We start from the raw sequence: 12285 nt of genomic DNA, 5'->3' as shown, positions 1-12285 counted from the left end.
GCGGCAGGGACCGCGACCGCGAGCCGATCAAGCGGCTGCCGATCCCCGATGACGTCACCGGCGAGGAGATCGACAAGGGCGTGCGGCAGGAGCTGATGAGCCTGCCGAAGACCCTCGCCGAGGACGTCGCCAAGAACCTCGTCATGGTCGCCAAGCTGCTGGACGACGAGCCCGAGCAGGCGTACCAGTACGCGCGCGTCGCCCTGCGGCTCGCCTCCCGGGTGGCCGCCGTGCGCGAGGCCGCGGGCTTCGCCTCATACGGCGTCGGGAAGTACTCCGAGGCGCTCGCGGAGTTCCGCGCCGCGCGCCGGATGACCGGCAACTCCGACCTGTGGCCGGTGATGGCCGACTGCGAGCGCGGCATGGGCCGTCCCGAGCGGGCGCTGGCCATGGCCGGTGAGCCGGAAGTGCAGAAGCTGGACCGGGCCGGTCAGGTCGAGATGCGGATGGTGGCCGCCGGTGCCCGGCGGGATATGGGACAGGCCGACGCCGCCGTGGTCACCCTGCAGAGCCCGGAGTTGGCCTCGCATTCCATCCAGCCGTGGACCGCCCGGCTGCGTTATGCGTACGCCGACGCGCTGCTGGCGGTCGGCCGTGAGGACGAGGCCCGCGAGTGGTTCGCCAAGGCGCTCGAGGCGGATCAGGGCGGGACCACGGACGCGTCGGATCGGCTCGCCGAGCTGGACGGGGTCGAGTTCGTGGACGCCCTCGACCCCGAGCAGGAGGCGGACGACGCCCTCAAGCCGGTCGCGGAGCCCAAGGCCGATGAGCGCAAGGTCGAGGAGGCCAAGGTCGAGGAGGCCAAGGCCGAAGAGCGCAAGGTCGAAGAGGCCAAGGCCGAAGAGGAGCCCGAGGCCGTCGAGTCCGAGGTCGAGGAGCTCCAGTCCGATGAGGAGCCCGAGGCCGTCGAGACCGTGACCGTCGAGCCCGAGGACGCCGAGGACGAGGGCCAGGACGACGACGCCGAAGACTCGGCCGAGGACGTCGAGCCGACGGCGGAGGCGAGGTCCGAGGGCCAGGCCGGGCGGACGGAGAAGGACGGCGACGAGAGCTGATGCCATGAGTGGGGCGGGATCCCGGTTCGGGGTTCCGCCCCACTCGTATGTCTGCCCGCCCGTCCGCGGTCGAAGGGCTCAGCCCAGCGTCAGGCTCCGCAGCACCAGCCCCGTCGCCGGCTTCGGCCCGAAGGACGTCGACTTGTGCGGCATCGCGATGCCCTGCCGCGCCAGCTCGTGCACGATGTCCTCGCCCACCGCATGCATCAGCACCGCCGTACCGCCCAGCCGCTCCGCCTGTTCGACGGCCGCCGCCGAGTCGTGGATGTAGCCGATGTGCTCGGGCGTGTCCGGGAGGTTCCACAGATGGTCCAGCAGGGCGTGGTGGAGCACCGTCGCGTCCAGCGTCCGCCATGCTTCCGGTCGTCCCTCGGGGACCGTACGGGCCAGCAGTTCCGGATCCGGCCGGTCCAGGAGGTGGAAGCGGCCGCCCCCGGCCAGCAGGAAGGCGTTCGGCGCGCCCGGCTCGGCGCGTGCCGCCTCGGCCGCCTCGTCGAGTGTCTCCAGTGCGCGCGGGAGCGGGCCGTCGATCGTCCGTACCCGGAAGCCACCTCGCGCCGCCGTGAGCGCGTCGGCCGGTGACAGTTGGCGGAGCAGCCGGTGGATGGCCCGGACGCGGAGGGGATAGCGGGCGGTGTCGACGAGCAGGACGAGCCCGAAGTCCCATGGGCCGGGCTCCCGGCGCTCCTCGCGCAGCCGCAGATAGGTGGCCCAGCGGTGGTGGCCGTCGGCGATGAGGGCCTGGTGGTGGCGGAGGTCGGCGGAGACCGCCACGAGGTCGGCGGGGTCCGTGACCCGCCACAGATGGTGGTCGACGCCGTCCTCGGTGGTCGTGGAGAGCAACGGCTCGCGCTGGATGGCGCTTTCGATGACCTCCGCGGCCCCTCCGGTGCCCGGCCCTCCGGTGCCCGGCCCGGCGGCTCCGTTCCCCGAAGTCCCGTTGCCGTCGCCGTTGCCGTTCCCGTTGCCGCGGTAGGCGAGGAGCAGCGGCTCCAGATGGGCGGCGGTGGCGCGCATCAGATCGGCTCGGTCCTCGACGACATGCGGCATGACCTCCTCGTGGGGGAGGACGATGCCCTCCTCACGGGGGCTCAGCCGCAGTGCGCCGATCAGCCCGCGCTGGAGGGTGGGGCCGTCGCGCTGTTCGTAGACGTAGAGCGCGGGTTCGGGGTCCGGGGCGAGTACGCCGTCCGCCTGCCAGCGGCGCAGCGTCTCGGCGGCCTGGCGGTGGCGGGCCTCCGGGGAGTCGGCCTGCGGCAGGATCAGCCGGACGATGTTGTAGGGGTCCGCCGTCTCCAGCTCGCGCAGGCCTTCGGGCCGTACGACCACGTCGTAGGGGGGTGAGGTGACGGCGGCGAGACTGCCGACCCGCTCCGCGACATAGCGCAGCCCCCGGAAAGGGGTGAGCTGCAGACCTTGTCCGCCAGGCCCTGGAATGCTCATCAGTGAATGTTATGCCCCGCGCGGGGATACGCGATGATCGGGGGAGAAGCGCACAGATCAGCGAGGAGTTGCCGCCATGAACCACCCCGTCCGCACCCGGCCCGAGTCCAGCCGGCAGGCGCTGAACGAGGCGTACGACACGGCCCTGCTGGACCTCGACGGGGTGGTGTACGCGGGCGGCGAGGCCATTGACCATGCCGTGGAGTCGCTGGTCACCGCGCGGGACGCCGGGATGCGGCTGGCGTATGTGACCAATAACGCGCTCCGGACGCCGGAGGCGGTGGCCGAGCATCTGACGCGGCTCGGGATGCCCGCCGCCCCCGACGATGTGATCACCTCCGCGCAGGCGGTCGCCCGGCTGATCTCCGAGCAGTTGCCGAAGGGGGCGCGGGTGCTGGTGATCGGCGGGGAGGGGCTGCGGGTGGCGCTGCGCGAGCGCGGGCTGACCCCGGTGGATTCGGCGGACGACGACCCGGCGGCGGTGGCGCAGGGCTACGGGGGGCCGGACATGCCGTGGGCGCGGCTCGCGGAGGCGGGGTACGCGGTGGCGCGCGGGGTGCCGTGGTTCGCCTCCAACCTGGATCTGACGATTCCCAGCGGGCGGGGCATCGCCCCGGGCAACGGCGCGGCGGTGGAGGTCGTGCGCATCGTCACGGGCAAGACCCCGCAGGCCGCGGGGAAGCCGCTGCCGCCGATGCACCGGGAGACGGTTCTGCGGACCGGCGCCGAGCGGCCGCTGGTGGTCGGGGACCGGCTGGACACCGACATCGAGGGCGCGTACGCGGGAGGGGTGGACTCGCTGCTGGTGCTGACCGGGGTGACCACGCCCGCACAGTTGCTGGCCGCCGAGCCCCGGCACCGGCCGGCGTATGTGGACCGCGACCTGCGGGGGCTGCTCACCCCGCAGCCGGAGGTGGCGCACGACGAGGCGTCCGGCGGTTTCCGGTGCGGGGGTTGGACCGCGCGGGTCGCCCAGCGCGAGCTGGTGCTGGAGGGCGAGGCCGAGGAGCCGCTGGACGGTCTGCGGGCGCTGTGCGCGGCGGCGTGGTCCGAGGCGGGGGACGGTGTGAGCGAGGCGGATGCGGGGAAGGCGCTGGCACGGCTGGGGTGGTGAGCCGGACTCGCGCCCCGGGGAACCCGTACGGATGCGACCAGCGGGACTTAGGGTAACCTAACCTGAGTCCTGATCGGCCGTGCTGTGAGGTGGAGTTCCGCGTGACCCTGGTCAGTCCGGCGAAAGCCGGGACCGAGACAGCGAGCGCGCCGCCCCGGCGGCGCACCGCGGGCCGTGCGACAGGCCTGGTCGCCTCCCTGGGCGTGCTGCTGGCGATCGCCGCGGCGTCCATCGCGATCGGCGCCAAGCCGATTCCGCTGGACCAGGTGTGGCACGGGCTGTTCCACTACACCGGCAGCGACACCGATGTGGTGATCCGGGACGTACGGCTGCCGCGCACCATCCTCGGGCTGCTCGTCGGGGTCGGCCTCGGCCTCGCGGGCGCGGTCATCCAGGCCCTCACCCGCAACCCGCTCGCCGACCCCGGGCTGCTGGGGCTGAACGCGGGCGCGTCCGCCGCCGTCGTCTCGGCCATCAGCTTTCTCGGCGTCACCTCCCTGACCGGCTATGTGTGGTTCGCGTTCCTCGGCACCGCCGTCGTCTCCGTGCTGGTGTACGCGCTCGGCGGCAGCCGGAGCGCCACCCCGGTGCGGCTCGCGCTCGCCGGTACGGCGGTGTACGCGGCGCTCTACGGCTACGTCAACGCCGTGCAGCTACTGGACAGCGCGGCGCTCGACAAGATGCGCTTCTGGACGGTCGGTTCGCTCGCCTCCGCCAATATGACCGTGGTCCGGCAGGTGACCCCGTTCCTCCTGATCGGCGCGGTGCTCGCGCTCGCGCTCGGCCGTTCGCTCAATGCCGTGGCGCTCGGCGACGACACGGCGCGCGCGCTCGGCACCAACCTCAACCGCACCCGGGCGCTCTCGATGGCCGCCGTCACCCTGCTGTGCGGGGCCGCGACCGCCGCCTGCGGGCCGATCGCGTTCGTCGGGCTGATCGTGCCGCATCTGGTCCGCGCGATCACCGGGCCCGACATGCGCTGGATCCTGCCGTACGCCGCCGTGCTCTCGCCCGTTCTCCTGCTGGGCTCCGATGTGCTGGGGCGGCTGGTCACCCGGCCCGCGGAACTGCAGGTCGGCATCGTCACCACGTTCATCGGCGGGCCCCTGTTCATCTATCTCGTACGCCGCCGAAGGATGGCCCAACTGTGAACGCCAGCAAGCGCACCAGCAAGCGCGGGACGCGCGGGGTCACACTGCGCACCGCCGGCCTCTCGCTGCGCCTGGACGTGCGTGGCGCGGTCGTGGGGCTGCTGCTGCTCGTCGTGGCGCTGGCGATGAGCGTGGTCCTGATCGGCACCGGCGACTTCCCCCTCGCCCCCGCCGATGTCCTGCGCACCCTGGCCGGAAACGGCACCGTGGCCCAGGACTTCATCGTCAACGAACTGCGGCTGCCGCGGATCCTGGTGGGGCTGCTGGTCGGTGCGGCCCTCGGGGTGGCCGGGGCGATCTTCCAGTCCATCTCCCGCAACCCGCTGGGCAGTCCGGACGTGATCGGCCTCGGCCAGGGGTCTGCGGCCGGGGCGCTCACCGTGATCGTCCTCCTCCAGGGCGATCCGACCGAGGTCGCCATCGGCGCGCTCGGCGGCGGCCTGCTGACCGGGTTCGCGGTCTACACGCTGGCCTGGCGGCGCGGCGTGCACGGATACCGGCTGGTGCTGGTGGGCATCGGCACGTCCGCGATGCTCACCGCCGTCAACGGCTATCTGCTCACCAGGGCCGACATCCTGGACGCGACCCGCGCGGTGGTGTGGATCGCCGGATCGCTCAACGGGCGGGACTGGGCCCAGGTGTGGCCGCTGGCGTGCGGCTGCGCGGTGCTCCTGCCCGTCGTCCTCGGGCAGGCGCGGAACCTGCGGATGCTGGAGATGGGTGACGACAGCGCGTACGCCCTCGGGGTGCGGGTCGAGCGCACCCGGCTGGTGCTCATGTTCACGGCCGTCGTGTTCACCGCCGCCGCCACGGCCGCCGCCGGGCCCGTCGCCTTCGTGGCGCTCGTCGCCCCGCAGCTCGCCCGCAGGCTCACCCGCTCGTCCGGGCCCAACCTGCTCCCCGCGGCCTGGATGGGCGCGGCCCTGCTGGTCACCGCCGACTGGGCGGCCCAGCGGGCCTTCGGTGCCGACCAGCTTCCGGTCGGAGTGCTGACGGGGATGCTGGGCGGGGCCTATCTGCTGTGGCTGCTGGTGACTGAGCGCAGGGAGGGGCGGATATGAGGGCGCTTGGATGGACAGGGCGATGCTGGGGCCCGGTATGACGCTGGGGCGGATATGACGACTGTGGGCACGACCCGGACGGAAGGCGACATGGACAAGGACACCCGGCAGGCCGTGGCCGACGGCGGCAGCGGGAGTGACGGCGGGAGCGACAGCGGGCGCGGCAGCGCTGAGGGGCGGCAGCGGCTCATGGCGGAGGGGCTGACCCTCGCCTACGACCGGCGCACCGTCGCCGAGAAGCTGTCCGTGACCATCCCCGACCACTCCTTCACGGTGATCGTCGGGCCGAACGCCTGCGGCAAGTCGACCCTGCTGCGCGCCCTGTCCCGGATGCTCAAGCCGGTGGCCGGATCGGTGCTGCTGGACGGGCAGGCGATCGGCACGATGCCCGCCAAGAAGGTCGCCCGCACGCTCGGGCTGCTGCCCCAGTCCTCGATCGCCCCGGACGGGATCACCGTCGCCGATCTGGTCGCCCGCGGCCGCTATCCCCACCAGGGGCTGCTGCGGCAGTGGTCGGAGGCGGACGAGCGGATCGTCGACGAATCGATGGCGGCGACCGGGGTGGCGGAGCTCGCGGATCGTTATGTCGACGAATTGTCCGGCGGTCAGCGTCAGCGGGTATGGATCGCGATGGCCATCGCCCAGCAGACCCCGCTGCTGCTCCTCGACGAGCCCACGACCTATCTGGACATCCAGCACCAGATCGATGTGCTGGACCTGTGCGCCCAGCTCCACGAGGAGCAGGGCCGTACCCTCGTCGCCGTTCTGCACGACCTGAACCACGCCGCCCGCTACGCCACCCATCTGATCGCGATGCGGGGCGGCGAGATCGTCGCCGAGGGGGCGCCGGGGGACGTGGTCACGGCGGAGCAGGTGGAGCGGGTCTTCGGGTTGCCGTGCCAGGTGATCGACGACCCGGAGACGGGGACGCCGCTGGTCATCCCGGCCGCCCGCCGGTCCCGTACGGCACGGGTCGAGGCGCCTACGCCGCTGGCGGGTTTCGTGAGCGAGTCCTGAGGGGCTTGCCGGGGGCTCGTGGGGGGGCGCGGTCGGGTGGGCGTCCGCGCCCCTGACCTGGGGCGCGCCGGCTGCGGTGCCCCGCCGGCGGCATAGCCGATGTGGCGGCTAGAGCAGCTTCCGCAGTCGCAGCAGGTCGCGCAGCCCGGCCTCGAGCTTGATCCGTCCGCTGCCCCACGCCCGTGCGAAGTGCAGCTCACCGTCGACCAGGGCCACGAGGTCGTCGCCGGTCATCGCCAGCCGGATCTGCGCACGCTCGGCGGGCGGGCCAGGCTCGGTCGTCACATTCTCGATCCGGCTGTCCGCGAGACGGCCGGCGAAGGTGGTGTCCAGGTCGGTGATCCAGCAGCTCACGGAGCGATCGAGCGCGGCAGCGCTGCGCAGGTCCCCGTTCGCGCTCACGAGGTTCTCCGCCAGTTTGTCGAGTGCGCTGCGGCACTGTTCCAAGGTCGCCATCGCGGATGACGTTACCCCAGGTCTCGTACGTCGGAGAATGAGGGATTCGCGGTAGCGTCGGGGCCATGAGCGAGCCGATGTCGGCCGGATGGCCCGGCCCACAGCCCGATACGGCGGCCGAGCGGGCCGAGGAGGCCGCGCCCGAGCCGCACCCGGGGGCTGGTGTGGCGCCCGGTGCGGACGCGGTCCCGTACACAGTTACGGGCGGGGGCGTGGAGACGGATCCCGGGCCCGGGACGGGGCGGGAAGAGGCGCCGGAGCCGGTGTCGGAGGCCGTATCGGGCGCGGCGCCGGAGGGGGTGCCGGAGGCGGTGCCCGAGCCCGTGCCGGAGCCGCCCGGCCCCGCTGAACCGGCCCCGCTCGGCGTGGACCGTACGCCCACCGGCGTCCCCGAGGTGGATGCCCGGCTCGACCGGCTGGCCGACGCCGACCACCTCGAGACGAGCGGACATCTGGCGGTGTACGAGGATGTCCACGGGGGTCTTCGCGACACGCTGACAGCACTCGACCGGCGGCCCGGACCCCCTGCGCCCGGCCCCCGGCCCCCGTCCGCTGCGTAGACGACTCCGTCGGCTGGGTGAGCGACCCCGTCCGTTACGCAAACGACTTCGTCCGCTACGCAATGACCTCATCCGCTACATGAACGACCTCAGGAGCTGAACCACCCGTGGCAGTGACCCGCCCACGACGCGTACGACTCGACGCGGAGCTGGTGCGCCGCAAGCTGGCGCGTTCGCGTGAGCATGCGAGCCAGTTGATCGCCGCGGGCCGGGTCACCGTCGGCGGGGCGGTGGCGACCAAACCGGCCACGCAGGTGGAGACCAGCGCCGCCGTCGTCGTGATCGAGGACGACAGCGATCCGGACTACGTCTCGCGCGGTGGCCACAAGCTCGCGGGGGCGCTGTACGCGTTCAGCGAGGAGTACCGGGAGGGTGCGGGCGCGGGGCAGGAATCCGGGGTCCGACCGGCGGCGGTGGGGGCGGGGGCGGGAGCCGGCGCTGGTGCCGGAGCCGGGTTGAAGGTCGCCGGGCGGCGGGCGCTGGACGCGGGCGCGTCGACCGGAGGCTTCACGGACGTCCTGCTGCGCGCGGGCGCCGCGCAGGTGCTCGCCGTCGATGTCGGCTACGGCCAGCTCGCCTGGTCGCTGCAGAGCGATGAACGCGTCAGCGTTTACGACCGTACAAACGTACGCGAGCTGACACTTGAGGGGATTGGTGGGGAACCGGTGGACCTGGTGGTCGGTGACCTCTCCTTCATCCCGCTCGGTCTGGTACTGCCCGCCCTCGTGCGGTGCGCGGCGCCCGACGCCGATCTGGTGCTGATGGTCAAACCACAGTTCGAGGTCGGTAAGGAGCGGCTGGGTAGCGGGGGAGTGGTCCGCAGCGCCGACCTGCGCGCCGAGGCGGTGCGTACGGTGGCCGGTCGGGCGGCGGAACTCGGACTGGGCGTCCTGGGCGTGACCGCCAGCCCGCTCCCGGGGCCGTCGGGCAATGTCGAGTATTTTTTGTGGATGCGCGCCGGGGCGCCGGCACTGGACCCGGCGGATGTTGACCGTGCAGTGGCGGAGGGGCCCAGTTGACCACTTCAGAAGCAGCGCAGGAGAAGGAAGCAGCGTCCGTGTCCGAGACGGCCGCGGCCGGGGCGGGCGTGGCCGAGGGGGCTATGCCCGAAACGGCGCACGTGCCGTTCACGCCGACGGCCGAGCCGACGGCGGACCGCACTGTCTTCCTGCTTGCGCACACCGGCCGCCCGGCGGCCATCCGCAGCGCCGAACTGGTCGTTCAGGGGCTGCTGCGCAGCGGTATCGGGGTGCGGGTGCTCGCTGCCGAGGCCGCGGACCTGCCGCTGCCACCCGCTGTCGAACGCGTCGACGCGGGCCGTGACGTGCTGAACGGCTGTGAGCTGCTGATCGTGCTCGGCGGGGACGGGACGCTGCTGCGCGGAGCGGAGTTCGCCCGGGTCTCGGGTGTGCCGATGCTCGGGGTGAACCTCGGGCGGGTGGGCTTCCTGGCCGAGGCCGAGCGGGACGATCTCGACAAGGTCGTGGACCGGGTGGTGACCCGGCAGTACGAGGTCGAGGAGCGGATGACGATCGATGTGCTCGTCCGCAACGACGGGCACATCGTGCACACGGACTGGGCGCTGAACGAGGCGTCGGTCGAGAAGGCGGCGCGTGAGCGGCTGCTCGAGGTCGTCACGGAGGTCGACAACCGGCCGGTCTCGCGCTTCGGCGGCGACGGCGTGGTCTGCGCGACCCCGACCGGCTCGACGGCCTACGCGTTCTCGGCGGGCGGCCCGGTGGTGTGGCCCGAGGTGGAGGCGCTGCTGATGGTGCCGATCAGCGCTCACGCGCTGTTCGCCAAGCCGCTGGTGACGTCGCCGAAGTCGGTGCTCGCGGTGGAGGTGCAGCCGCAGACTCCGCATGGGGTGCTGTGGTGCGACGGCCGCCGCACGGTGGAGCTGCCGGCGGGGGCGCGGGTGGAGGTGCGGCGGGGCGCGGTACCGGTGCGGCTGGCCCGACTCCACCATGCGTCGTTCACGGACCGCTTGGTCGCCAAGTTCGCCTTGCCGGTGGCGGGGTGGCGGGGGGCGCCGCACTAGTTTTGTGGCTGGTGGGGCGTGGTGGCCCTGTGTGGTGGTGGGTACCGGGTGCGCCCTTGGGTGCGCGGTCGGTTGCGTGCCGGGTGCCGGGTGCGGGGCCTCCGAGGCGGGGCCCTGGACCGTATATTTACGGCGCCATTGACCGGGGGCGTCGGGCGGGCCGGAGATCGGCGCCACACATACACGTAAGCGTCCAGGACCCCACCCCTGCGACCCCGCCGCCTCCCGTCTCGTCGGCGACCGCGCCCCGGTGGCACGGTGGCACGGGCCGCCTGTACGTCCCGCGTCCAGCCCGGGGGCCGGGGGCCGGGGGCAGGGTGTTGGGTGGGGGTGGGTGCGGCCCCGCCCCCTTCTCGCGGTCTTGCGGGTGCCCGTCGGTGGCACGGGTGGTGTGCGGTTCCCGATCGTCCGGGGCGGAAAATTCAGCCCCTCCGGCGTTTGAGGAGCGGGGTCCGGGGCGGAGCCCCGGCGGGGTGCGGGGGCGGAGCCGCGTGCTTCGGGAAGGGGCGGGGTGGGGGCTTTCCGCCGGAGGCGCCCGCCGTCCGCACCGGGCATCTGTGCGGGTCGACCCCATAAGTGGCGCCCCTTCGTCGCATCGCACCGGCCAAACCTCGTATGGTCGTGCACGTGCTGGAGGAGATGCGGATACGTGCGCTGGGCGTCATCGACGACGCGGTCGTCGAGCTGTCGCCCGGCTTCACCGCGGTGACCGGTGAGACCGGCGCGGGCAAGACCATGGTCGTCACCAGCCTCGGGCTGCTGCTGGGCGGCCGGGCCGATGCCGCCCTGGTGCGGATCGGGGCCAAGGCGGCGGTCGTCGAGGGGCGCATTACGGTCGACGCCCGTTCGGCGGCGGCCGTAAGGGCCGAGGAAGCGGGGGCCGAGCTCGAGGACGGCGTGCTGCTGATCAGCCGTACGCTCTCCGCCGAGGGGCGGTCGCGCGCGCATGTGGGCGGCCGGTCGGTGCCCGTGGGGCTGCTGGGCGAGTTGGCCGACGATCTGGTGGCCGTGCACGGCCAGACCGATCAGCAGGGGCTGCTGCGGCCCGCCCGGCAGCGGCAGGCGCTGGACCGGTACGCGGGAGACGCGGTGGCCGGGCCCCTGGAGAAGTACGCGGGGGCCTATCGCCGGCTGCGTGCCGTCTCGGCCGAGTGGGAGGAGTTGACCACGCGGGCCCGCGAGCGGGCGCAGGAGGCGGATCTGCTGCGGTTCGGGCTCGAAGAGGTCGCGGACGCCGAGCCCCGGCCCGGTGAGGACGTCGAGCTGGCGGCCGAGGCCGAACGGCTGGGGCACGCCGAGGCCCTGGCGTCCGCCGCCGCGCTCGCGCACGCCGCCCTCGCCGGGATCCCGGAGGACCCGGAGGGCGTGGACGCGGCCACCCTGGTCGCGGGCGCCCATCGCGCCGTTGAGGCCGTGCGTTCCCATGACTCGGCGCTGGCCGGGCTCGCCGACCGGATCGGTGAGATCGGCATCCTGGTGTCCGATGTGGCCGGGGATCTCGCGGGGTACGCCGACAACCTCGACGCCGACCCGATCCGCCTGGGTGTCGTCGAGGAGCGCCGCGCCGCGCTGGCGCAGCTGACCCGTAAGTACGGCGAGACCATCGCGGACGTGCTGGCCTGGGCGGAGCAGGGCGCCGCCCGGCTGGCCGAGCTCGACGGCGACGACGACCGGATCGGCGAGCTGGCCGCCGAGCGCGACGCGCTCCGCGCCGAGCTGGGCGAGCTGGCGCAGACGCTCACCGACGCCCGTACGGAGGCGGCGGGGCGTTTCGCGGAGGCGGTCACGGCCGAGCTGGCCTCGCTGGCGATGCCGCATGCCCGGGTCACGTTCGCGATTCACCAGACCGAGACGGAGGCGGACGGCGTCGAGGTGGGCGGCCGCGCGGTCGTTTTCGGGCCGCATGGCGCCGACGAGGTCGAGCTGCTGCTCGCCCCGCATCCGGGCGCCCCGCCCCGGCCGATCGCCAAGGGCGCCTCCGGAGGTGAGCTGTCGCGGGTGATGCTCGCGGTCGAGGTCGTGTTCGCGGGCTCGGACCCCGTACCGACATATCTCTTCGACGAGGTGGACGCGGGCGTCGGCGGTAAGGCGGCGGTCGAGGTGGGCCGTCGGCTGGCCCGGCTCGCGCGCTCCGCGCAGGTCGTGGTGGTCACCCATCTGCCGCAGGTCGCGGCGTTCGCCGACCGGCATCTGGTGGTCGAGAAGACCAACGACGGGGCGGTGACACGCAGCGGGGTCAAGGCCATGGAGGGCGAGGACCGCGTACGGGAGCTGTCGCGGATGCTCGCGGGCCAGGAGGACTCCGAACTCGCGCGGGCGCATGCGGAAGAGCTCCTGGAGGCGGCACGCGCGGGACGCTGACCTTCACCCGAAAGGGTGGTGTCGCG

11 protein-coding genes are annotated in these 12285 nt (G+C 73.2%); 9 read left to right on the top strand and 2 right to left on the bottom strand.

Annotation, left to right across the window (positions count from 1 at the left end; genetic code table 11):
* Positions 1 to 80 precede the first annotated feature (80 nt).
* Positions 81 to 1055 carry a tetratricopeptide repeat protein gene (locus STRVI_RS55705; protein ID WP_078505482.1) on the top strand — a complete coding sequence of 325 codons (975 nt, stop codon included), beginning with the start codon at positions 81 to 83 and terminating at the stop codon, positions 1053 to 1055.
* Positions 1056 to 1133: 78 nt separating this feature from the next.
* Here STRVI_RS55705 and STRVI_RS32065 read toward each other — a convergent pair whose 3' ends face one another.
* Positions 1134 to 2498 carry a DUF1015 family protein gene (locus STRVI_RS32065; protein WP_014059726.1) on the bottom strand — a complete coding sequence of 455 codons (1365 nt, stop codon included), beginning with the start codon at positions 2496 to 2498 and terminating at the stop codon, positions 1134 to 1136.
* 76 nt (positions 2499 to 2574) lie between these two features.
* Between STRVI_RS32065 and STRVI_RS32060 the strand changes: the two genes are divergently transcribed.
* From STRVI_RS32060 to STRVI_RS32045, 4 genes are all read left to right on the top strand, one after another.
* Complete coding sequence (locus STRVI_RS32060; RefSeq protein WP_014059725.1) at positions 2575 to 3612, top strand: HAD hydrolase-like protein; 1038 nt, start codon at positions 2575 to 2577, stop codon at positions 3610 to 3612.
* A gap of 101 nt (positions 3613 to 3713) precedes the next feature.
* On the top strand, positions 3714 to 4763 hold the full coding sequence (locus STRVI_RS32055) for a FecCD family ABC transporter permease (protein ID WP_014059724.1): 1050 nt from the start codon (positions 3714 to 3716) through the stop codon (positions 4761 to 4763).
* Positions 4760 to 5824 carry a FecCD family ABC transporter permease gene (locus STRVI_RS32050; protein WP_014059723.1) on the top strand — a complete coding sequence of 355 codons (1065 nt, stop codon included), beginning with the start codon at positions 4760 to 4762 and terminating at the stop codon, positions 5822 to 5824. The genes STRVI_RS32055 and STRVI_RS32050 overlap by 4 nt, the downstream gene beginning before the upstream one ends.
* Before the next feature lie 189 nt (positions 5825 to 6013).
* Entirely contained in the window at positions 6014 to 6841 is an 828-nt protein-coding gene (locus STRVI_RS32045) for an ABC transporter ATP-binding protein (RefSeq protein ID WP_043240493.1), read from the top strand.
* Between the two features lie 108 nt (positions 6842 to 6949).
* Here the strand turns inward: STRVI_RS32045 and STRVI_RS32040 are convergent, their stop codons facing one another.
* Entirely contained in the window at positions 6950 to 7297 is a 348-nt protein-coding gene (locus STRVI_RS32040) for a hypothetical protein (RefSeq protein WP_014059721.1), read from the bottom strand.
* Positions 7298 to 7596: 299 nt separating this feature from the next.
* Here STRVI_RS32040 and STRVI_RS32035 point away from each other — a divergent pair, with 299 nt between their 5' ends.
* From STRVI_RS32035 to recN, 4 genes are all read left to right on the top strand, one after another.
* A complete protein-coding gene (locus STRVI_RS32035) occupies positions 7597 to 7857 on the top strand; it encodes a hypothetical protein (protein ID WP_050994033.1) in 261 nt (86 codons plus the stop codon).
* A gap of 113 nt (positions 7858 to 7970) precedes the next feature.
* A complete protein-coding gene (locus tag STRVI_RS32030; RefSeq protein ID WP_043236885.1) occupies positions 7971 to 8876 on the top strand; it encodes a TlyA family RNA methyltransferase in 906 nt (301 codons plus the stop codon).
* A gap of 83 nt (positions 8877 to 8959) precedes the next feature.
* Positions 8960 to 9898, top strand: a complete 939-nt coding sequence (locus tag STRVI_RS32025; RefSeq protein ID WP_050994031.1) for an NAD kinase — start codon at positions 8960 to 8962, stop codon at positions 9896 to 9898.
* Between the two features lie 615 nt (positions 9899 to 10513).
* Positions 10514 to 12259, top strand: a complete 1746-nt coding sequence (gene recN / locus STRVI_RS32020; RefSeq protein WP_014059717.1) for a DNA repair protein RecN — start codon at positions 10514 to 10516, stop codon at positions 12257 to 12259.
* The last annotated feature ends 26 nt before the right edge of the window (positions 12260 to 12285 follow it).

This window comes from Streptomyces violaceusniger Tu 4113 (assembly GCF_000147815.2).
GTDB classification, from domain to species: Bacteria; Actinomycetota; Actinomycetes; order Streptomycetales; family Streptomycetaceae; genus Streptomyces; species Streptomyces violaceusniger_A.
This window is presented reverse-complemented; position numbering and strand designations above follow the sequence as displayed.

Excerpts from the sequence above, each read along its gene's own strand:
- STRVI_RS32065 (WP_014059726.1), bottom strand. The coding sequence starts at position 2,498 with ATGAGCATTCCAGGGCCTGGCGGACAAGGTCTGCAGCTCACCCCTTTC.
- STRVI_RS32060 (WP_014059725.1), top strand. The coding sequence starts at position 2,575 with ATGAACCACCCCGTCCGCACCCGGCCCGAGTCCAGCCGGCAGGCGCTG.
- STRVI_RS32045 (WP_043240493.1), top strand. The coding sequence starts at position 6,014 with ATGGCGGAGGGGCTGACCCTCGCCTACGACCGGCGCACCGTCGCCGAG.
- STRVI_RS32040 (WP_014059721.1), bottom strand. The coding sequence starts at position 7,297 with ATGGCGACCTTGGAACAGTGCCGCAGCGCACTCGACAAACTGGCGGAG.
- STRVI_RS32025 (WP_050994031.1), top strand. The coding sequence starts at position 8,960 with ATGCCCGAAACGGCGCACGTGCCGTTCACGCCGACGGCCGAGCCGACG.
- recN (WP_014059717.1), top strand. The coding sequence starts at position 10,514 with ATGGTCGTGCACGTGCTGGAGGAGATGCGGATACGTGCGCTGGGCGTC.